General features: G+C 62.9%; 19 protein-coding genes. 6 read left to right on the top strand and 13 right to left on the bottom strand.

The genetic code is table 11. The annotated features are described in order from the left end of the window. The 9 genes from D7S89_RS26195 to D7S89_RS26155 all read right to left on the bottom strand — a co-directional run. A partial coding sequence (locus D7S89_RS26195) for a DUF6531 domain-containing protein (protein WP_220702212.1) occupies positions 1–2,878 on the bottom strand: 2,878 nt, incomplete at its 3' end. Between the two features lie 75 nt (positions 2,879–2,953). Further along, on the bottom strand, positions 2,954–6,091 hold the full coding sequence (locus tag D7S89_RS26190) for a type VI secretion system Vgr family protein (RefSeq protein ID WP_121281789.1): 3,138 nt from the start codon (positions 6,089–6,091) through the stop codon (positions 2,954–2,956). Between the two features lie 285 nt (positions 6,092–6,376). Next, positions 6,377–7,573: an FAD-dependent monooxygenase gene (locus D7S89_RS26185; RefSeq protein WP_245983324.1), complete on the bottom strand. Its 1,197-nt coding sequence runs from the start codon at positions 7,571–7,573 to the stop codon at positions 6,377–6,379. Positions 7,574–7,677: 104 nt separating this feature from the next. Further along, positions 7,678–7,965, bottom strand: a complete 288-nt coding sequence (locus D7S89_RS26180; protein ID WP_121281788.1) for a DUF1330 domain-containing protein — start codon at positions 7,963–7,965, stop codon at positions 7,678–7,680. Positions 7,966–8,031: 66 nt separating this feature from the next. Further along, entirely contained in the window at positions 8,032–8,319 is a 288-nt protein-coding gene (locus D7S89_RS26175; protein ID WP_121281787.1) for a DUF1330 domain-containing protein, read from the bottom strand. Between the two features lies 1 nt (position 8,320). Then, on the bottom strand, positions 8,321–8,698 hold the full coding sequence (locus D7S89_RS26170) for a non-heme iron oxygenase ferredoxin subunit (RefSeq protein ID WP_121281786.1): 378 nt from the start codon (positions 8,696–8,698) through the stop codon (positions 8,321–8,323). 10 nt (positions 8,699–8,708) lie between these two features. Next, entirely contained in the window at positions 8,709–9,239 is a 531-nt protein-coding gene (locus tag D7S89_RS26165; RefSeq protein ID WP_121281785.1) for an aromatic-ring-hydroxylating dioxygenase subunit beta, read from the bottom strand. Next, entirely contained in the window at positions 9,240–10,499 is a 1,260-nt protein-coding gene (locus D7S89_RS26160) for an SRPBCC family protein (protein WP_121281794.1), read from the bottom strand. Between the two features lie 13 nt (positions 10,500–10,512). Beyond that, positions 10,513–11,613, bottom strand: coding sequence for a 3-deoxy-7-phosphoheptulonate synthase (locus D7S89_RS26155; RefSeq protein ID WP_121281784.1), 1,101 nt, complete (start codon positions 11,611–11,613; stop codon positions 10,513–10,515). A gap of 197 nt (positions 11,614–11,810) precedes the next feature. Here D7S89_RS26155 and D7S89_RS26150 point away from each other — a divergent pair, with 197 nt between their 5' ends. Continuing rightward, complete coding sequence (locus D7S89_RS26150) at positions 11,811–12,233, top strand: acyl-CoA thioesterase (protein ID WP_245983322.1); 423 nt, start codon at positions 11,811–11,813, stop codon at positions 12,231–12,233. 67 nt (positions 12,234–12,300) lie between these two features. Here D7S89_RS26150 and D7S89_RS27695 read toward each other — a convergent pair whose 3' ends face one another. After that, positions 12,301–12,570, bottom strand: coding sequence for a helix-turn-helix domain-containing protein (locus D7S89_RS27695; protein WP_220702211.1), 270 nt, complete (start codon positions 12,568–12,570; stop codon positions 12,301–12,303). 360 nt (positions 12,571–12,930) lie between these two features. Between D7S89_RS27695 and D7S89_RS26140 the strand changes: the two genes are divergently transcribed. Together D7S89_RS26140 and D7S89_RS26135 are read left to right on the top strand one after the other, a co-directional pair. Continuing rightward, positions 12,931–13,839, top strand: a complete 909-nt coding sequence (locus tag D7S89_RS26140; protein WP_121281781.1) for a LysR family transcriptional regulator — start codon at positions 12,931–12,933, stop codon at positions 13,837–13,839. Between the two features lie 93 nt (positions 13,840–13,932). After that, the gene (locus D7S89_RS26135; RefSeq protein WP_121281780.1) at positions 13,933–14,676 is read left to right on the top strand and encodes a siderophore-interacting protein; all 744 of its coding nucleotides are present in this window, start codon (positions 13,933–13,935) and stop codon (positions 14,674–14,676) included. Positions 14,677–14,739: 63 nt separating this feature from the next. Here D7S89_RS26135 and D7S89_RS26130 read toward each other — a convergent pair whose 3' ends face one another. Beyond that, complete coding sequence (locus D7S89_RS26130; RefSeq protein WP_121281793.1) at positions 14,740–15,210, bottom strand: VOC family protein; 471 nt, start codon at positions 15,208–15,210, stop codon at positions 14,740–14,742. 169 nt (positions 15,211–15,379) lie between these two features. Further along, positions 15,380–16,783: an aminotransferase-like domain-containing protein gene (locus D7S89_RS26125; RefSeq protein ID WP_121281779.1), complete on the bottom strand. Its 1,404-nt coding sequence runs from the start codon at positions 16,781–16,783 to the stop codon at positions 15,380–15,382. A 180-nt stretch (positions 16,784–16,963) separates the two neighbouring features. On the opposite strand from D7S89_RS26125, the gene aptA reads away from it, so the two are divergent. From aptA to D7S89_RS26110, 3 genes are all read left to right on the top strand, one after another. Then, the gene (gene aptA, locus D7S89_RS26120; protein ID WP_121281778.1) at positions 16,964–18,292 is read left to right on the top strand and encodes an omega-aminotransferase AptA; all 1,329 of its coding nucleotides are present in this window, start codon (positions 16,964–16,966) and stop codon (positions 18,290–18,292) included. A 353-nt stretch (positions 18,293–18,645) separates the two neighbouring features. After that, entirely contained in the window at positions 18,646–19,971 is a 1,326-nt protein-coding gene (locus D7S89_RS26115) for an MFS transporter (protein ID WP_121281792.1), read from the top strand. Positions 19,972–20,099: 128 nt separating this feature from the next. Continuing rightward, positions 20,100–20,348: a hypothetical protein gene (locus D7S89_RS26110; RefSeq protein ID WP_121281777.1), complete on the top strand. Its 249-nt coding sequence runs from the start codon at positions 20,100–20,102 to the stop codon at positions 20,346–20,348. A 66-nt stretch (positions 20,349–20,414) separates the two neighbouring features. On the opposite strand, the gene pcaD is transcribed toward D7S89_RS26110, so the two are convergent. Further along, complete coding sequence (pcaD, locus tag D7S89_RS26105) at positions 20,415–21,209, bottom strand: 3-oxoadipate enol-lactonase (protein ID WP_121281776.1); 795 nt, start codon at positions 21,207–21,209, stop codon at positions 20,415–20,417. Positions 21,210–21,459 lie beyond the last annotated feature (250 nt).

The following is a 21,459-nucleotide window of genomic DNA, read 5'->3' as shown; positions in this document are numbered from 1 at the left end:
CGCTCTGGTCATACATGAAGTGCTCTTCGACGCCATCCGCAACGCGCCGTGCCAAGCGCCCGCCACGATCGTGCTCGAACTGAGTGACTTGGCCGGCCTCTTCAACCGAGAGCAATCGCCCGTTACCTTCTTGGTATGTATAGCGCGTGGTCTTGCCGTCGAACGCCGTCTCTTCGAGCAGCTTGCCCACCGGATCGTAAGCGAACCGATAGGTCGCGCCGTTTTGGTCGGTCAACGCCGTGAGACGCCCTACGCGGTCGTACCGATAGGCAAGCGTTTGATCGAGCGCGTCTCGACGACGCGCGATCCGCCCCGCCTCGTCATAGGTGTAACGTGTCGTGCGCGACAAGCCATCGGTGTGGCTCAGTAACCGCCCCTCAGCGTCATAGCTCAGTTGCTCGACACTGCCCGGAGCACGAATCGCGATCGGATGCCCGTTCGGGCCGTATTCGATCGTAGTCGCACCGCCTTCCGCATCCTTCGTTTCGGTCAGGCGACCTTGGCTGTCATAGGCCCACTTGGTGGTCTTTCCCGAGCAGTCCCTGTAGCTCTTGAGCAGCCCAGTGTCGTCGTACGCGAGCGCCTTCGTACCACCCTTGGCATCCTTGATTTCAGTCAGCCGCCCTTGGCCGTCGTAGCTGTATTCGGTCTTGTGACCCAGCGGGTCGATTTGCTCGGTGACGTTGCCCTTCTGGTCATACGCGCGCTTCCACACCTGACCGTGCGGATCGGTCAGGCGAGTTATCTGATCCTTCTCGTCGTACGCGAACTCGACAAGGCTGCCATCGGTACGGTGATGGCCGATTAAGTTGCCACGCTCGTCATATGCCAAGCGTTCGACGCTGCCATCGCGATGAATGTACTGCGTGAGGTTGTCATCCTTGTCGCGGTACATCCACTCTTCGCTACCGTCCGCATACACGACACGGAACGGATAGCCTTTGATGTCATAGTCGTACTGCGTCACGCTCCCCAGGGCATCCGTGACGAACACACGCCGCATGTCGGGATGCCAAGCCAAGCGCACTTCATCGCTGCCACCGTCCGCGTATTCGCGCACACACTTTGCCTTCGGCCCCGTACCATCCCATTCGAGGTTCACGCCGCGACCGGTACGATCCGTGTAGCGCGTCACCAGATGATGCTGGTACTGATACTGCCGCCTGTTGTCGTAACGATCGAACGCCGCTACCAAATCGCCCGCATCATCGTAGGCATAGCGAGCCAACGTCCCGATCCGATCCCCTGCATCGTTGTGATGCGAGATCTGAACGATGAGCCCCCGCTCGTCGCACTTGAAGGCCACTTGCTGGTGACCAGCGATCAGCCGCAGCAAGCGACCTTGCGCATCGTAGTCGACAACGATCTGATGGCCGGCACGTGTGCGGATCATGCTCAGGCGGAACGTATCGCCGTGGCGCTCGTAGGCTTCCAGTAACTCGTAGCTGCGCGTGAGCATGAGCTGGTCATCGCTGAGCCGCAGCAGCGACAAATTCTCGGAAGGATCTCGATGATTCTGCTCTGGGGCCAGCAGCGGATACGTGAGGCTCCGCCCATCCGCACCGTGATAGACGAGTTCATTCTCGCGGATATCAAAGCGCGTCGTGTACGGCGTAATCCACCGTGCCCCAAGCTCGCCATGTGCATCGTTAGCATCGAAGAACGACCGATAGGTCCGCTGCCACACGATCGGCAGTGGTCCCTCCAGCACGAAGTCCTCGTGTTCGATCCGCTCATCACCGAGCGCAAAGCCCACCGACCTGGGGGTGCTGGCCGGCGGCGTTTTCACCGGACAGCTCTGCTTGCAAGGACCCGCGCCCGGGTGCTGGGCCTGAGCCGTGACACGCGTCGTGTCGACGCGCCCTTCCTGCTTCACGTGCTCAACCTTCGCACTACCCTTCTCGGGCGTCGCCGTCATGTGCATGTTGTGGTGCGTGCGCTCACGCCAGCGCACGACGCCCTGCTCGCCCATCGAGATGAGCCAACCGATCTTGCCGACATCCTCACCGTCGAGCTCGCGCACGCGCCTGGTCACTTCCGGAATATGCCCGCGCAGAAACGTCGACACCTTCATCAAGTGAGCGCTGGCCTGCGCGTCGATCATCTTGGCCGCGCTTGCCGTCACATTGATCGCCGCCTTGCACTCGATCTTGACGAAGTCGAGCAGGAACTTGCCCGTGCCATACACCACGCGTCGCCCGTCGTAGGACTTGAAGCCCTCAGCCACGTCCTCGGCGTGTTTCCCGGCCGCGTGCAGGTTACCCGTCACGCTCAGGTGCTTCTCACCCGCTGCCTCTGCAAAGAGGTCCGCAAGCGCGTTCATCAGCTTCTCGATGAACTCGGCACTGTGCTTCAGCACCTCGGCCAAGCCCGCCCGCAGCCGCTTCATGAACGTCTCGATCTCGCCCGCGTAGCGCTCGTTCAGGTTCGCCACCATCGCGCTGATCACGGCATCGCGCAACTCGAACGCGGCACCTTCTACAAGCGCTTTGCCGCTCTTGGCAATCTCTTGGCGCAACAGCTTCAGCAGAGGCCGCGCGCCCAAACGCAATTCAGCCGTTCCCGGTGGAATCGGCACCACGCCGATCAAGTCGACACCGAGATTGAGCCAATCGAACGCGTCGACGGGTTTATCGCCGTGCTCGACCATTGCCTTGATGTCGAGCACGGCATCGGCTGCCGCGAAGATGTTCGCGAGAATCGGAGCGTTCTCGGCGACGGACTTCAACCGCTCAACCGTAATCCATCCGTTACTGATGCTTTGCAGCCACTTATCGATGGCATCGACGCTCGCATGGACGTCGATCGGCTTCAGGTCGAACAGTGGCGAAACGAACACGTCGGTCGGTTTCGGTTGCAGGACGCCCGTTTCGGCCATGATCATCCTTCTTTTTTTGATTGGTGTAGAACGTGAGAGCCAGCGTAACCATGCTTGCCAGCACGGCCTGAGAGATCAGAGCGACTTCGCCATCGGCATGGCATTACGCGCCATCTGCACCGCCCCACTCATCTGCTGAGCCGCCGCACCTAGTTGCGATGCTTGCGACAACGCGGGTTGCATCCCCGTCGGCAGCGCCTTTGTCAGCGCTTGTTGAGCAAGCCCCAACGCTTGCCCCTCGGCGGCCTTCGCGAGCGCGCCGGTACCTTGCGTCGCCTGCGCGGCTAAACCCATTAGCGCGCCAGCGTTCTTACCGATGCCGTTCACGGCCGTCCCGCCCATCGTGTTCGCGAGACTCGCCGAACCCGGGACACTGCCAACGCCAGCCACCTTCCCCAAACCCGCCGCCCCGCCAGGCCCATCGCTATCCGGCATCAACCCACCTAGCTCGCTTTGCGTCTGCGAAGCACCGGCCCCTTTCCCTTCATCAGCCTTCGCCGGCCACTCCGCCACCTCGAACCGGCTCGGATCGTGATCCTGCTCCCGCGGATCGTCCCCAAACACGACCTTCTTCACTCCCGCGGGCAGCCCGCTGACGATCATGTGCCCCGCGCCATCGAGCGCGCCGGTCTTGAGCAACGCGCCACCCGCGTCATAAACCGAAAACGCGCCATGCTTGACCGCTTCCTTATTGGCGTAGCGATGCAATAGCTCGAGCTGCCCTGCCTGATCCGGACGCGGCGACGGCAACGGGTAGTTCATGTTCGCCGCGCTTTCCTTCGACCATGACGCCCCCCGCTCGAGAATCTGCCCCGACGTACCGTTCTCGATCTGACTGCCGTTGATCTTGATGTACGACCCACCCGCCCCGATCCAGATCTCCTTCGACGCCGCGAGCGTGATCTTGCCGTCCGAGCTCGTGATCGTCAGATCCTTCAGCGCGGTCAGCGCCATCGCGTCGTTCTGCGCTTGAATCTCCACCTGGCCTTTACCGGCGAAGAGCTTCATGCCCGCGTTCTGCACGAACAGACTCATCATCTGTCCCATGCTCGCAAGCAACGACTTGCCCGTCACCACATGCGTGCTCTGGCCACTCACGACGTTGACCTGCTCGTTCGCGATGACGTGCGTCGACTGCTGCGTCGATAAGCCGATACCGTCCGGGCTCGCCATCAGCATGATCGGATCGGCAAAGCCGTTTGCGTTGCCCGTGCCACCGCCAGCCGTGCGGCCACCGTTCGATTCGCTGCCAGCGACGCTGTGCTGCGTGGCGTCGGTGAACTTCTTCAGCGCATCCTCGCCCGCCTGCAAGGTCTCGGCCTTGCTTGTGGCACTCGCCTGCGACATCGCGTCCATCACGCTCTCGGCATTGACCAGTTGCTCGCTGGCAGGCCCCGCGCTCATCGGTTGGCCCGCCGAAGCAGCGTGCGTCGTGACGTACAGACCTTGCGCCGCGCGCAGCGCACCATAGGCATCGGACTTCAAATCGAAGCCCGTGCCCAGATACGCGCCGCGCGTGTTGTCGGTGTGCTGGATCAAATAGCCCAGGTGTAGATGCGACTGCGCCGTCGTCGTGTAGAGGTGCACACGATTCTGTCCCGTCGAGTCGTCCATCACGATCTGGTTGTAGCCGCTGCCGCCGTACTCCTTCGAGCGATGGCCCGACAGCAGCCCATGCGTGTTCCAGATCGGTGCCGTATCGCCGCCGTGCATGCGGCTCAGAATCACCGGGCGATCGCAGTCGCCCTCGAGCCATCCGACGAGAATTTCATCGCCCTTGCGCAACGGAAACGTGCCGCCCCGCGTGCCACCCGCATCGGGAAACGCTGCACGGACCCAGCACGAGGCACGCTCGTCGCCACTATTGCGCCGATTCCACGGGAACCACACTTTCACGCGATTGAGTTCGTCGGTGTAGACCTCTTCCTTGTCCGGTCCGGCGACGATCGCGTTTTGCAGTCGCATCCTCGGCTTGCGATGCTCGAACGGGCTCCGGAACGGCACGCGCCGCAGTTGCGCTTCAAGTTCGATGCGATAGAAGCCTTCGCTACCATCAGGATGACTCACGATTTCGCCACCTTGCTGACCGTGCGCAGCACGGGCCTGCTCGAGCTCCACGTTGAGGCTTTCAGGAAAGTCGACGCTGCCGTTGGCACCGGGCAGGTTATTCCGGATGATCCAGTCGACTGCGACGATCAGGAACTCGCGATCGGTCTGCTGACCTTCGTCGTGAATCGGATGGCCTTGCAGCTCGAACCAGCGTCCCGGCATCGCGTTGCGCAAGCCACCTACACCATGAAAACGGCGTGACCGAGATTCCCATTCCTCCATGCGGATGCGCGCAAAGAACTCGCCGTCCTTGGATTGGCCCCAGCTATAAGCCCCCGTGTAGTCGTAAATCTCGCCGTCGGCGGGCAGGCGATTCTGTGCCGGCACGTCTTCGCGCGAAGTGACGATCTCCTTGTTCAGATCGGAGCGCTTGTAGTCGAACGTACGCGTGGTCAGTTGCGCGCTGTCGAGCTGTCCTTTCTCGACCCACTGCGTCAGGCCGTCGGCCTCATCGTCGAGGCCTGCGCGGCTGAAGCGCACCGTCTGCTGACCGAGCGGCGGCACGAAGAACGCATCGTCCATCACGACCCACGTATGCGACTTGCCATCTTGCGCTTGCTCGAACCGCCCGAACATGCCAGCCGGCTCCATGCGCCGATGCGTGAAATTCCAATCGGAATCGGCCTGCACGCAATACGACGACTGCGGGCGCGTGCGGCGCAACTCAAAGCGGAAATTGGCCTGCGGATGCTGGTGATAGACGTCGGCGAGAATTTGCTCTTCGCTTTGCTCCTGCCAGTCGCGCATATCGCGGCGCAAGCGCAGGAAATACAGCCATGAGGAAAACCGTAACTGGAAGTACGTCAGATAGCCGTCCGAACCCAGGCGGCTGAATGCATGGACGTAGCCGTGATGCGGCAAATAAGTGCCGTCGGTCTGCTGAATCCACAACGTAACGGGCTGCGCAATCAGCGATTGCAATTCGATTTCTCGACGCGTAGTGACGACGTCGACGACGAATTCGTAATCGCGGCCCAGACGGCTCGTGCCCTTGACCTGTAGCGGCAGCAGGCAGTCGGTGCCGAGCGGCGTGTCGAGCTTGATCAAGCGGTTGTATTGCGGATTGCCGTTGACCAGTGCGTCATAAAGCCTATTTGAGCTCATACCGCCATTCCTTTCTTCGTCAGCCTGGGTCGCTTGATAGGGTGCGAATTTTAATTGACGAGCAAAAGGAAAGCGATAGTAAGCAGCATCACACTACGGGGCACCCGAAATGCATCACATGCATTAAGTGGAAATATTTTCCGAGATCAATTCTTGGACCTCACGGAATCAGAAATTATTTCCATGCATCGTCTTGCGCAATGCTTGCGTTAGCCCAAACAGCAAATCGCCCATTACCTCGATCAGGCAATGGGCGACGTGAAATCCACCGCCGTTCGAATCACCTCATGCGGCCATCGCCATCGCACGCGGCGTATGCAGCGCCGGCAATCTCGCCGACGGATGCGCCGTCAACGCGTCGTACCCGAACACCCATTCCGGTTGCGTCGGCCCGCGCATGAAGGTGTTCGCCGACGACACGCGATGCACTTCGCCAAGCCGCTCGGCGCGCGTGGCCGCAAACGTCGCGAACGCGGAGCCGAAGTCGCCGGCCCCCATCAGCGCACGGATCAGCGTGGCCACATCCTCGAGTGCCATGGCCGCACCTTGCGACATGAATGGCCGCATCGGATGGCAAGCGTCGCCGATCAGCAGCACGCGCGAGTTGCCGAATTCGAAACGTGCCGGCCGCTCGAACAGCGCCCACTTCGTCACGCTGCCTTGTGGCGCGCGAGCCAACATGTGCCGCACGTCGGGGTGAAAGTCGGCGAAGCGAGCACGCATTTCGTCGAGATCGCCAGGCATCGACGACGCCTCTGTGGGCCATTCGCTCTGCGGCATCATGGCTGCAAAGTAGAAGTCCTGGCGCGCGTGATCGAGCCAGTACGACAGCACGAACGTCTCGTCGCCCCACCACTTCGTCAGATCGTCCACGCGCAAGCCGCCAAGCAACGCCCGCTGATACGAGCCGCGAAACGCGACTTGCCCCGAGAACGTCGGCTGCTCGAAACCGCACAGCGCGCTGCGCACGCGCGAGCGCAGGCCGTCGGCACCGATGACGATGTCGGCATGGGCACGCGTGCCATCCTCGAATGAGAGCTCGATCGTCTCGCCACGCCAATCGAGGCCGGCAAGCCGTTTGCCCCATTGCACGGTGTTCGGCGCCACGGCCGACATCAGCGCCGCATGCAGATCGCCGCGCCGCAACGCGACGAACGGTGCGCCGAATTGCCGATGCGCCGCTTCTCCGAGCTCGAGGGCATACAGCATGTCGCCGTCGTAGGCATCGCGGTTCAGGAAACCCGCCGGCTCCTGACCGCTCACCAGCACCTGACGATGCAAATCGAGCCGGCGCATCACGCGCATGAGGTTCGGGCTCAAGTGAATGCCCGCACCTACGCGCATGAAACGCTCCGCCTGCTCGTAGACGGTCACGGTGTAGCCCAGACCCTGCATGAGGGCCGCAAGTGCACTGCCGCCGATGCCCGCGCCAACGATTGCAACGCGCGCGGCACCATTGTTCGTTAAAGACATGCCGTCCATCGAAGGCTCCTTCAAACACAAGAAGAGACATCACGCGTATGCGCTATGTGATCCCGGCAGGCACACGCGCGAGCCGATCTATAAAGAGAAGAACAGACAACCGATCAGGCGCCGTCGACGACAATGGCCACGCTGTTCGCGGTGCAGTCGCGAATCGCTTTGGCTGCCTGATATTCAGGCGAGCTATGCCATGCACGCGCTTGCTCGGCCGAGTCGAACTCGATCACGATCATGCGTTTGGGCTCCCAGGTCCCTTCGAGGTTGGCGGCCGCACCGCCACGCACGATGAAGCGCCCACCGTATTGCGCGACCGTCGGCGCACCGAGCCGGCGATATTCCTGATAGCCCTCGTTGTCGTGCACGTCGATGTCGAAAATCACATATGCCGTCATGGATACGGTTCTCCTGTTCTGATTCGATGCGTTTGGAGTGAGCGAGAGACGTGTGAACGAAAGCGATCAAAGCGCGGGGAATGCGACACTGCGCGTCGTCCCCGCGTTCACGCGCAACTGCCGTGCGGCCTGATATTCGGGCGACGCATGCCAGCGCTGCGCGTGCTCGACGCTCTCGAACTCGAGCACGACGATGCGCGGCGGATGCCACTCGCCTTCGAGCGACAGCGCATCGTCGCTGCGTGCCAGCACACGGCCACCGTACTGTTCGATGCTGGGCACCCCGAGCTTACGGTAGGCGGCAAACGCTTCGGCGTCGCGAATCTCCACTTCCACCACCACGTATGCCGTCATCTCAGCGACCCTCCGCGCAACCCTGCGCGCAGGCAGACACGGCAACGTCGACTGCCTGCTCATCGCCGTCGACCGAGACGAACACGCGCCCGCCCTCGATCTTGACCGGGAAGACGCGCACCGGACGTTGCAGCGGCGCGCACATTGGTTCGCCGGTGCGCAGGCTGAAGCGCCCCTGGTGCAGCGGACATTCGATCTCGTCGCCGAGCAGAAAGCCGTCGCTCAGACGCGCATCGCCGTGCGTGCAGCGGTTGTCGCTCGCGAAGACCTCGTCGTCGACCGCATAGAGCGCAACGTCGCGACCTTCGACGATCACGTTGGTCAGGCCTTGCTCGCGCAACGTGCCCGCATCGAATACGTCATGCCATCTCTCGCTCATGGCTCGCTCCTTACACCGGATAGATCAGCGAGTTCGGAATCATCTCGCTGTCATAGACGCACAGTCGCGATTCGACGCGCAGCCCCTGCGGCGTACGGCGAATGCGATCGATGTAGCGCCCCGTGTTGTAGACGTCGCTCATCTGCTCGGTCTTGGTGCGCAGCACGGCGTAATTGGCCTCGACTTCGAGCACATCGCCGTGCACGGCCTTGACGAAGGGCATGCCGATGATGTGCCGCTGATAGTACGGGTCGAAGAACAGCGTCTCCTTGATGCCGTAGACGCGGTCCTTCAGCATGCCCTTGCTTTCGAAGTCCATGACGGCGAGCGGATAGCCGCGTTCGTGGTTCTCGCGCGGAATCACCTTGTAGACGCACTCTTCGACGAAGAACTCGGGCCATGCATCCCATTCGCCGGTATCGAGCACCGACGCGTAGTGCGAGTAGAACGTCACGAGCTCGTAGTACTCGTCGAAGCTCAGACGCGGAGCGGTGTCCGCATGGCGGGCCGAGACGTTCAGTGTTGTCGTTGTCGCCGTCATTCAAGCCTCCATCACTTGGCGCCAGTATTGGTACATGCCGCGCACGAGCGTCTCGCTGACCATGTGGTCGGTGCGATCGTCGACCTCCCGCCCGCCCAGTTCGTTGTACACGTTGCCTTCCTTGATCGTGTCGAAGTTCTGCTGCACGCATTCGATCACTTCACCGTCGTCGGCCGAGACAAACCCAGCCGGGCCGAACAGATTCGCCTGCCGCAAGCGACGGCGCGTCATCGCTTCGTCGTCGGTCTCGAAGCCGAAATGCGTCCACACGTAATCGAACACGCCCGGGCTGATCGGGCGGATGCGTCGCGTCGACAATGCGTTGACCTGCTGCTGGATGATCACGCTCGGCATCAGCGTCAGCATCACGACGGTCGGCTCGCCCCACCACGGCTCGTGCACGACGTCGAGGAAGCGGTCGTCGTTCAACGTCATGCGGTCCTTGAAGCTCGTGACGTTGTGCGTAACTTCGCCACCGCCGCCACCGCTGCGGATCGAGATCATCGCGCCGTGCCGATGATGCGCGTCGGTGACGAGTTGGGCCGGATTGTCCGCACGCCACAGCCCGAAGTTGACGAACCAGGTGTGCAGCAGGCCTGCGTGATAGGGATCCTTGATGTTCTCCACCATTAGCTTCCAGTTGCTCGGAATGCGCTGACGCGTATAGCCGAGCACCGTGAGCTTCGGGCCATGAAAAAGGCGATCGTAGTAATGCAGGATCTCAGGACCGAGGTAGTCCTCGAACGATTCGACGTTCTGGTCGAACGAGGCGAACACCGCGCCGCCGCGCGTCGACACGCGCAGCCGCCGCAGCGCATGGTTCTTCGGATCGAAATCGGCCGGCATGCCGCCGTTGATCTTGCCGCCTTGACGCACACCGCGACGGAACGGCACGCCGATCAGGTTGCCGCACAGGTCGTAGTTCCACTGATGATAGGGGCAGTGAAAGTCCTGCGTGTTGCCCGAGCGCTCGCGGCAGAACTGCATGCCGCGGTGCGCGCACGCGTTTTCGAAGACGGCGACCTCGCCTTCATTCGTGCGCGTCATGATGACCGAACGCTCGCCGACTTCCGTGCGCTGGAAGTCGCCCGGATTCGGAATCTCGGCCACGAGCCCGATGTAGCACCAGTGCCCGGCATAGAACAGGCGCTCCAATTCGCGCTGATAGAGCGCCTCGCTCGTGTAGGCCTCGAACGGAGTGCGGCTTGCGCCCTCGCCTTTCCAATCGAGCTTGATGGGTACTTCGATAGGTGCGTTCAAGTGATCCTCCTTGTCAGTCGGAAAAGGCGTGTTGCGCCAGCGCGCTCCGATAGAGCGCAGAACGCCGCCGCGCGCGCACCGCACCGGCCAGCGTGTGAATCAATTCGACGGTGTCGTCCCAACCCAGACATTCGTCGGTGATGCTTTGCCCATACGCGAGCGGCACACCCGGAATCAGGTCCTGGCGGCCGTGCGACAAGTGCGACTCGATCATCACGCCAGCGATGCGGCCCTCGCCATCGGCGATCTGCTTGGCGAGATCGCGACACACGGCCGTTTGTCCTTGCGCGACCTTGCCGCTGTTGCCGTGGCTCGCGTCGACGACGACGGTCTGCGCCATGCCCGCGCGCGCAAGATCGGTGCACACGGCGTCGATACTCGCCGCGTCGTAATTGGGCTTCTTCCCACCGCGCAGCACGACATGCGCGGACGGATTGCCATCGCTTGCTACGGCTTCGATCCCCCCGTCCATCGACAAGGCGAGATAGCGATGCGGCGAATGCGCCGCGACGAGCGCATCGATCGCCACCTTCACGCCGCCGTCAGTGCCGTTCTTGAAGCCGATCGGCATGCCGAGCCCCGAGGCGGCCTGGCGATGCATCGGCGATTCAGTCGTACGCGCACCGATTGCGGCCCACGACACGAGGTCGTCGAGATAACGCACCGTCATGAGATCGAGGAATTCGGTGGCAGCGGGCAAGCCCAGCGCATGGATGTCGAGCAGCAGACGCCGCGCGCGCTCGAGCCCCTCAGCGATGCGATAGCTGCCGTCGAGCCGGGGGTCGTTGATCAAGCCTTTCCAGCCGACCGTCGTGCGCGGCTTTTCGAAGTACACACGCATGACGATTTCGAGCGCGTCGCGATAGGCATCACGCAGCGAGGCAAGACGCGTCGCATACTCGAGCGCCGAGCGCGTGTCGTGAATCGAGCACGGCCCGACGATCAGCGCGATGCGCGTGTCCTCGCGCCGTACGATGCGAGTCAGCGCATCGCGGGTGCGGCGCACGAGCCCATTGGTCGGCGCGCTGGCCGGCAGGAAAGCGCGCAATTGCGCGGGCGAAACGAGTCGTGCCGTGCGGGAAGGCAACGCCCTGTTGTCGATCACATCATCCATGTTTCTCTGCTCCTGCTGCACCCCGATTGGATGGGACGCATTAGAACGGAGCAAAGGCATCGCGAAAACTGGCAGATCTTCCAGAAACCTGCCGTCACTGGCAGTTCTCTCAGTTTATTGGGTGATGAATAAATCTATAGTGTTTCCACGCGTTTAAGCGCGAACGGTTTCTTGTACGAACTCCCGTGGAGACACAAATGGAAAAGAAGCATTTCGAAACACCGATCGAGGTGAAGTATCGTGACGTCGATGCGATGGGGCACGTGAGCAGCACGGTGTATTACGACTATCTGCAGCACGCATACCTGACTTTCATGCATGCACTGCTCGAGCTACCGCTTTCGGAAAAGCTTCCGCACATCATGGTCAAAACGGCATGCGAATACGTCAAGCCGGCGCACTATGGCGACCGGTTAAAGGTATGTAGCAGCATCACGCGTTTCGGTTCGAAGAGCTTCGATATCGAGCACCTGATGAGGCTCGATTCGGATGACGGCCAGATCGTAGCGAAGGGGTATTCGACGCATGTGATGTATGACTATACGAATAACGTGTCGCTTGCGGTTCCCGACGAATTCAAGGCACGCGTGGAAGAGTTTCAAGGCGTGCTGGCGAGTTGAGCGACGCACCGCTGTCCTGGTCGGCCCGGCCTCGCAAAATGCGAGGCCTTCGGGCCGGTAGTGGGTGCTAGTTGAACGCGATGATCCCCAATATGACTGCCTTTACGGCAGCGTGCGTCTTATTCGACGCATTCAGTTTTGAAATGGCACTGGCCACGTGAAAGTTAATCGTGCGCTCGGTGACCCCGAGAATCATTCCGATTTCACATGACGTTTTTCCCACGGCGGCCCAGCGCAGGACCTCGCATTCACGCTCGCTAAGTGGCGACACTCCCCTTGCATCGCCACGCAACGGCAAAGGCGGCACAAAGTTCTCGTGCTTAATCAGTTGCTCCATATTCTGCTCCGCAAAAGAAAGCAATACCCGCAAGTTACTTGCTTCATTCGCCATCCGGACCGACGGCAACAAACGATCGGTCCGTGCCAGCACGGATCGGACGGCGGCGTTTAAAAATTCCCGACAGCTCAGGAGGGAACAAATAGAACAGCTAGAATTAGCGGCTTCTTCGAGGCATGAATTATCGAGTGTGTACGGATGGGGACGCCGTGCCTCTTGACCGCTCTCTGGCAACATGAAGCCCTTGGCTTACGAGCCTTTTTTCGTGTCGCAATCAGCATAATCGCAGTTGTCGCACTGCGGAAGAAGCGTGAGGCGCACTATATTCGTGATTACAGCGCCATGAACGGGGTAGCCGCCATGTCATCCACCATCGACCTCAATATGCTCGTCGTACTCGACGTGCTGCTGACCGAACAAAGCGTCGCACGCGCCGCGCAACGTCTGGAACTGAGCCCATCCGCGATGAGCCGCTCACTGGCCCGTCTGCGCAACGTCACCGGGGACCAGTTGCTCGTGCGCGCCGGCCATGCCCTCGTGCCGACACCGCTTGCGCTGGAGTTGCGCGGCAAGGTCCGCGCCGTGGTGGCCGATGCTCAGAACGTGTTGCGCCCATCGGTCCACCTGGATCTCGCCTCGCTCGAACGAACGTTCACGGTTCGCGCGAACGACGGCTTCATCGAGCGCTACGGGGCACGCATTGCGGGGCTGGTCGAGCAGGAAGCGCCCAACGTGCGCCTGCGCTTCGCCGCCAAACCCGACAAGAGCGGCGCGATGTTACGTGACGGCATCGCCGATCTCGAGATCGGCGTCGTCAGCAACATGGCACCGGAGCTGCGCATTCAGGCGCTGTTTCGCGACCGCTTCGTCGGCGTCGTGCGCGCCGGTCATCCGCTCGCCGAGGGCGAGATCACGCCGGAGCGCTACGCCGCGTTTCGCCACGTCAGCGTGTCGCGGCGCGGCCATCCGTTCGGGCCCATCGACGATGCGCTGCGCGACCTCGATCTCAAGCGCACGGTCAGCATGATCGTGCCGAGCTTTCCCGCTGCGCTGGCCCTCGCGCGCTCGACCGAGCTCGTCGCCAACGTGCCCGAGCGGCAGACCGAGCCCGCGCGCGCCGGCATGTTCACGTTCCGCCTGCCGGTCGCCACGCCCGACGTGACGGTGTCGCAGATCTGGCACCCGCGCTTGGAAGGTGATTGCGCGCATCGCTGGCTGCGCACGTGTCTGCGACGTGTATGCAGCGATTCCCAGGACACGGCAGAATGACACGCTCGGTCGCCTGCTTCACGAATCAATCGGCCACGATCCATCGCGCGAGAGAGCGCGCGAGGCACTAAATCAAAACAAGCGAGCATCGACATGTTTTTCTTTACGAAGCAGAAGTCGAAGACGCCCCCACCGCTGGCCGTGGAAGTCGTTCACATCCACGATCTGACGCCGCACATGCGGCGCATCAGCGTGACGGGAGAAGGGTTGGCCGCGATGAAGGCGGTACTGCCCGCCCAGTGGGTCAAGATGTACGTTCCGCTCATGAGCGGGGGCAGCGCCGGCCGCGCCTATACGATCAGCGCACTCGATCGCGGCGCGCACCGCATGGATATCGACATCGCGCTGCACGGCGACGCAGGGCCGGCAACGACGTGGGCCAGGCGCGTGAAGCCCGGCGAGCGCATCGAGATCGCCGGGCCGCGCGGCGGCTACGAGGTTGACCCCACGACCCAGCATTACACTTTGATCGGCGACGTGACGGCGCTGCCGGCCATCGCGTCGATCCTGCGGCATCTACCCGAATCGGCCGACGTGCAGGCGATCGTGGAAGTGGCCGACGTGCGTGAAGAGCAGACGCTGCGCAGCCCCGCGCGACTGGCCATGCGCTGGCTCTATGCGGGGCGCGCGCAGCCAGGCACGACGGGACAGATGGAAGCGCTCGTGCGCGACGTCAACATCGATGCGCTCGGCCATCGCGTATGGATCGCGGGCGAGGCCTCGATGGTGCGCAACGTGCGCAACCATCTGCTATTCGAACGCGGCCTGCCGCGCGAGGCGGTCAACGCGACCAGCTACTGGAAGCTCGGCACAGCCGATCACCGCGAAAAGCACTAGGGCCCGTTCACGCGGATCACAGGCCCTCGGACGACCCGGCTGCGCCGTGCTAGCGTGGGGTGGTCAGCTCTTCGGAGCCTCGCGCATCGCGCGTTCGAGATCTTCAGGGGTGGCGTCGCGGATATGCGTCGCAATGTGCCACTGGTGACCGAACGGGTCTTCGATGTGGCCCCAGCGGTCGCCCCAGAACATGTCGGCGAGGGGCATCTTCACGATCGCCCCGGCCGCAACGGCGGTTTCGAAGACCTTATCGGCGTTCTCGACGTACACGTACAAGCTGACGGGCGTGCCCTTGAGCGCCTTCGGGCCCATCGAACCGCATTGCGGTGATTCGTCGCTCATCATCACGACCGAATCGCCGATCCGGATCTGCGCATGCGCAATCTTGCCGTCGGGACCCGTCATGCGGTGCAGCTCGACGGCGCCGAACGCCTTCTTGTAGAACTCGATCGCCTCGGCCACGCCTGCACAGACCAGATACGGCGTCAGCGAATGCATACCTTCGGGAATTGGCTTCACGGATGACGTGGACATCATGTGGCTCCTGTTAGCACATTGGAAGAAATGAAAGCTTCGCGACGGATCTGGCACGGTCCGTCGTTTCGCGACGCTTCATTCCCACGACGAGCGAGCACACGCCGACTCGACATCGGCTCGAAAATTTTTTTACGCGGCGCGACGAGTACGGCGAGCCCGGTCAGCGCTACGCGATGCGCTGCATGAAGTGCCACAACGCGTCGTCGGTCGAATGCGGCACGTTGAAGCGAAACCATGCGCTGGGTGCATCGTCGGGACGAAAGTACGAGCCCGGCGCGAGCCAGATGCCATCCGCGAGCGCGGCGGTGGCCACCTGTGCCGCGCGCTCGGCATCGATCGGCAAGCGCGCCCATAGAAACAGCCCCGCCCTCGGACGATGAAATACCTCGAAACCGAGCTCGTCAAGGCGCGCCTCGACGATCGCGTGCGCTTCCTTCAGCCGCTCGTCGACGCGCTCGACATGGCGCGCGTACCGTCCTTCGACGATCACCTTGTCCACGATGCGCTCGATCGTCTCCGACGACGTGAGCCCGACCGCCATCTTCGTGCGCGCGAGCTCGCGCAGCACGTCGCGTTGTCCCACGACGTATCCACACCGCAAACCCGGCGTAATCGTCTTCGAGAAGCCGCTCACGTACACCGCGCGCTCCAGGCCTTCCATCGCGGCAATCAACGGCACGCCCGACGGCGCGAGCTCGCGGCTCACGTCGTCTTCCACGATCCAGATGCCGGCACGCTCCGCTATCTGCACGAGCCGGAACGCCGAGGCCATGCCAAAGCTCGCACCGGTCGGGTTCTGAAGTACGGTGTTCACGAAGATCGCCCGCGGACGATGGGACTCGACGATCCGCTCGAGCGCCTCGACGTCGAGTCCCGTCGGCGTGCGCGGTACGCCGTACACGTGCAGACCCGCAAGCTTCAGGATTTGCAGCAGATTGCAGTAGCCGGGGTCTTCGACGACGACCGCATCGCCAGGCCGCAGCAGCGTGCGCACGACGAGGTCGAGCGCTTGCGTGGCGCCTTGCGTGAGCAGCACGTTCTCGAGTTCGGCCGGCATGCCGAGGCGATCGAGCTGTTCGACGATGCGTTCGCGCAGGGGGGCAAAACCATACGGATGTCCGTAGTCGGCGAGCCGTGCGGCCGGCACCCGCGCGAGCGCGCGCAGCGCGTGATGCAGCCCGCTTTCGTTGATCCATTCGTTCGGCAACGTGCCGCAACCGGCCTTGATCGGCACCGAGCGATCGGCGTAGACATCCGATAGCAGCCAGGTCGCGGTCAGGCTCGGCGGTTGCCACGCCGGCATGGCTGCGCGCGGGGAGGCCGCACGCGCCGCCACGCGATACCCGGAGCCGCGCCGCGCCACGACGAGCCCCATCGACACCAGACGGCCATAGGCTTCGGTCACCGTGAAGGTGCTCAAGTCCTGCTGCTGCGCGAGCTGACGCACCGACGGCAGCACGGCGCCCGCGCGTAGCGCCTGCGTCTCGATCGCCTCGGCGAAAGCACGGACGAGCTGCTCGACGAGCGTCGACGCGCGGCCGCGACCGCGCGCCAGGTTCAGTTCGATCATGGCAGGCCCCCACCTCTTCCAATACGGTTGCCGTCAATTTACCAGCACAGTTGGCAGCGCAGTCGGTCGACTGTGCATGTCCAACGTCGGAAGGCGGGCGCTACAGTCGTGACACCCCCGCGCTGGTGCGCCCTCTCGCTGATCGCATAGCCTGAACGAACTCGAACCAGGAGAAACATCGTGACCTCCCGCCCGACGATCGAAGACCTGTCGAATTTCTGGATGCCTTTCACCGCCAACCGTCAATTCAAAGCGGCGCCGCGCCTGCTCGTGTCGGCGCGCGGCATGTACTACCGCGCCAGCGATGGCCGCGAAGTGCTCGACGGCTGCGCAGGCTTGTGGTGCGTGAATGCCGGCCACTGCCGCGACGAGATCGTGGCCGCCGTGAAAAATGCCGCGGAATCGCTCGATTTCGCGCCGACATTCCAGATGGGTCACCCGCTCGCGTTCGAGGCGGCCGCGAAAGTGGCCGAAATCATGCCGGAAGGGCTCGACCGTATCTTCTTCACGAACTCGGGGTCGGAAGCCGTCGATACGGCGTTGAAGATCGCGCTGGCTTATCACCGCGCGCGCGGCGAAGGCCAGCGCACGCGATTGATCGGGCGCGAACGTGGCTATCACGGTGTCGGCTTCGGCGGCATTTCGGTGGGCGGCATTTCGTCGAATCGCAAGACGTTCTCGGGCGCGCTGCTCGGCAACGTCGATCATCTACCGCATACGCACAACCTCGAACACAACGCGTTTTCGAAGGGCGAGCCGGCGTGGGGTGCGCATCTGGCCGACGAACTCGAGCGGCTCGTCACGCTGCACGATCCGTCGACGATTGCGGCAGTGATCGTCGAGCCCGTCGCCGGCTCGACCGGCGTCCTGATCTCGCCACAGGGCTATCTGAAGCGGCTGCGTGAAATCTGCACGAAGTACGGCATCCTGCTGATCTTCGACGAAGTCATCACGGGTTTCGGCCGACTCGGTCGAGCGACCGCCAGCGAATACTTCGGTGTCACGCCCGACCTCATCACGCTGGCGAAGGCGATGAACAACGCGGCCATTCCAATGGGCGGCGTCGCGGCGAGCCGCGCCGTGCACGACGCGATCGTGCAAAGCGGCATGCCGGGCGCGATCGAGCTCTTTCATGGCTATACCTATTCGGCGCACCCGGCTGCGAGTGCCGCCGCGATCGCAACGCTCGATCTGTATCGACGCGAGGACCTGTTCGCGCGCGCGGCCCGGCTTGCACCGGCGTTCGAGCGTGCCGCCCATGCGCTGGCCGACGCGCCGCATGTGAAGGACGTGCGCAATCTCGGGCTCGTGGCCGGTATCGAGCTCGAGTCGCGGGAAGGCGCGCCCGGTGCACGGGCTTATGAGGTCTTCGTGAAGTGCTTCGAGGCCGGCGTGCTGATTCGTTTCACGGGTGACATTCTTGCGTTTTCGCCGCCGCTGATCGTCGAGGAAGAGCAGATCGCACGGATGTTCGACACGGTGCGAGAAGTGCTGTCGGCTGTGCGATAAGGGCAATCGGTCGCCTTCTGCGACCTCATCGAATCGATCTCTGTCGTTCCACGTCGTTGCCCGCCGCCGCCTCGCCGGCCGGCAACGGCGCCATCCCATAGACGGCCCTCAAACAATTAAGCAAACGCTCCCGAAAGCAGCGCCACCGCACGACGCATGCCTGTCCGTGTTCGCACTCATTGTTTGACGGCCGCCGACATGCGACAGTGGACTGGGCGCTCATGGAGCCGCCGTCGTCAGAGCATTTGTCAGCACAACTCAGAAAAATCAAAGAGGCGCAAATGTCCAATCAGAAATCGGCTGAGATCGCGGCACGGTTCGACCGGCTGCCGCCGTCGCGCACGGTCTGGACAATGGTGATCCTGATCTCGCTCGGTGGCGTTTTCGAGTTCTACGATCTGTTCTTCACTGGCTATGTGGCCCCCGGCATGGTGCAATCGGGCCTGTTCAAGCCCGAGTCGCTAGGTTTCTTCGCCGCGCTCGCGCCACTTGCCGTCGCCGGCTTCGGCACATTCGTGTTCGCGACGTTCGTCGGCCTGTGGCTCGGGGCGCTCGTGTTCGGCTTCGTCGCCGATCGCTTCGGACGCCGATTCATCTTCACGTGGTCGCTGATCTGGTACATGGCGTGCACGGCCATCATGGCGTTCCAGCACTCGGGTATGACGCTCAACATCTGGCGCTTTCTAGCCGGCATCGGTATCGGCGTCGAACTCGTCACGATCGACTCGTACATCTCCGAGCTGATTCCGAGCCCCGAACGCGGCAAGGCGTATGCCGTCAACCAGTTCATCACGTTCAGCGTCGTGCCCGTCGTCGCGTTTCTCGCTTACATTTTGAAAGACACGCAACCGTTCGGCCTCGAGTACTGGCGCGTCGTGATGCTGATCGGCACATTCGGCGCGCTCGCCGTCTGGATCATCCGCCGCAACATTCCCGAAAGCCCGCGCTGGCTCGCGCGCCACGGCCGCCTGGAAGAAGCCGAACGCATCGTTGCCAGCATCGAGCAGCGCGTCGCCGCCGAGAAAGGCATCGCGTTACCCACGCCACAGCGCGTGTCGGCCGAGATGGAAGGCCGCGGCTCGTATCGCGAGATTTTCGGGCCGCTGTACCTGAAGCGCACCATCATGCTGTCGATCTTCAACATGGCGCAGGTCATCGGCTTCTACGGCTTCGCGGCATGGGTGCCCACGCTGCTGATCCATCGCGGCGTTCACGTCACCGCGAGCCTGCAATATGCGTTCATCATCGCCATCGCCAACCCGTTCGGCCCGCTGATGGGCACGCTGTTTGCCGACAAGATCGAGCGCAAGACGCAGATCTGCGGCGGCCTGCTCATCATGGGCATCGTCATCGCGCTGTTTTCGCAAGTCTCGGAGCCGGCGCTGCTGATCGTGCTCGGCGTACTGTTCACGCTCGCCGCGAACGTCATGTCGTACGCGTATCACGGCTATCAGGCCGAGCTCTATCCGACGCGCGTGCGGGCCCGCGCGGTCGGCTTCGTCTATTCGTGGAGCCGCATCGCGGCCGCGTTCGCGGGCCTGGCGATCGGTATCCTGCTGCACAAGTACGGTGTGCCCGGCGTGGCGCTCTTCATCGGCGCATCGATGATCGTCGGCATCGTCGTGATCCTGCTTGGGCCGTCGACGAAGGGCCGTGCGCTCGAAGCGATCAGCCACTGAGCTTCGCCATGACTGCGCTTTCCCGCGCGACGGATGCAGACGCCGCGCGAGGAGCGTACCCTTTATCTCAGGCGGCGCGAGATGCCGCGCACGTGCTCGCACGGCTGTGCTGCCACAGGGGGATTCGGATGAAAACACCCGTTCGTACCGGCATCCATATCGAAGGCGTCCATTGGATCGCCGAATACCTCGAAGACACGCATGAGATCCGCGTGCTGCGAGAAGGGCTCGAGGTGAGCGTCCATTGCGCGCCGCCCACGCTCTTCGGCGAGGAAGCCGAAGCGGGATCGAAAAGCGTGGCCGATCATCGCGCGCTCGAGGCCGCCTTGCGCGCCTGCCTGACCCGCTTCGTCGCCGAGCACGACGCCGAGGAATGACGAACGGACCGGTGCGTCAGGCACGATAGCGTGCACGGCGGCGCCGGCCGGTGCACCGTTCCTCAGTCAAGCGTTGCCGTTCAGAAACGCGAGCAGCGCCTGCGTGAATTCCTCGGCCCGCTCGACGTTCGAGATATGGAACGCATCCAGTTCGACATGACGCCCATCGGCCAGGGCGGCCGCCAGCGCGCGCGTCTGCTCGGGCAGCGCAGCGACGTCGTGCGTGCCGCCGATCACGAGTACCGGTGCGGCGATACGCGCGACGTAAGCCGTCAGATCGGCGGCCCCGATCGCCTCGCAGCAGTTCGCGTAGCCTTCGCGATCGGTATGCGTGATCACGTCGCGGATCGCCGCGCATATGACCGGTTCGTGCTCGATGAAGTCCGCACTGAACCAGCGCTCCATGGTCGCGACAGCCAGCGCCCTCGTGCCGCTCGCCCGCGCCTCTTGCGCCCGCGCGGGCCAGACCTGCGGCGGTGCGCCGTTGCGAGGCGTCGTCTGCGCGATCACGACCCGGTTCACGCGTTGAGGGTAGCGCGCCGCCAAGGCAATGCCCGTCATCGCACCCATCGAAATCCCGCAGAAGTGGGCGCGTTCGATGCCCAACGTATCGAGCAGCCCGACGACGTCGTCGCTCAGCTGTTCGAACGTGTAAGGGCCCGGCGGGATGCTCGAGCGCCCGTGACCGCGCGTGTCGTAGCGCAGCACGCGGAACACGCGAGCAAGCGCGTCGATCTGCGGCGACCACAGCGAGACGTCACTGCCGAGCGCATTCGACAACACGAGCCAGGGGGCATCGGCCGGCGAATCCTGGTCGATCCGGTAATAGAGCTCGACACCGTTGACGTTGGCATAGGGCATGGAACGCAGTCCTCACTCGAATGATGTGCCGTCATTCTGCTACAGCAGCGTGTGCCGTGCAGAGGCGAAACATGGAACAATGGCTCGGCATGCGTCGCCTCGAGCAGCGCATCGCCAACCGTGGTCAGCCAACGGCGGAGAAGGAGCGAACGATGGGTAGCGAATCTCGAACCAAGAAAAAGGCCGAGCCCGGCGCCAAGCGCGGCGCAAAGGCACGCAAGGACCACGAAGCATTCGAGCCGCCGACTAG

Origin of the sequence: Trinickia fusca, assembly GCF_003628145.1 — a bacterium.
GTDB lineage: Bacteria > Pseudomonadota > Gammaproteobacteria > Burkholderiales > Burkholderiaceae > Trinickia > Trinickia fusca.
The sequence above is the reverse complement of the archived record's forward strand: the minus strand, read 5'-3'. Positions and strand labels throughout refer to the sequence as shown.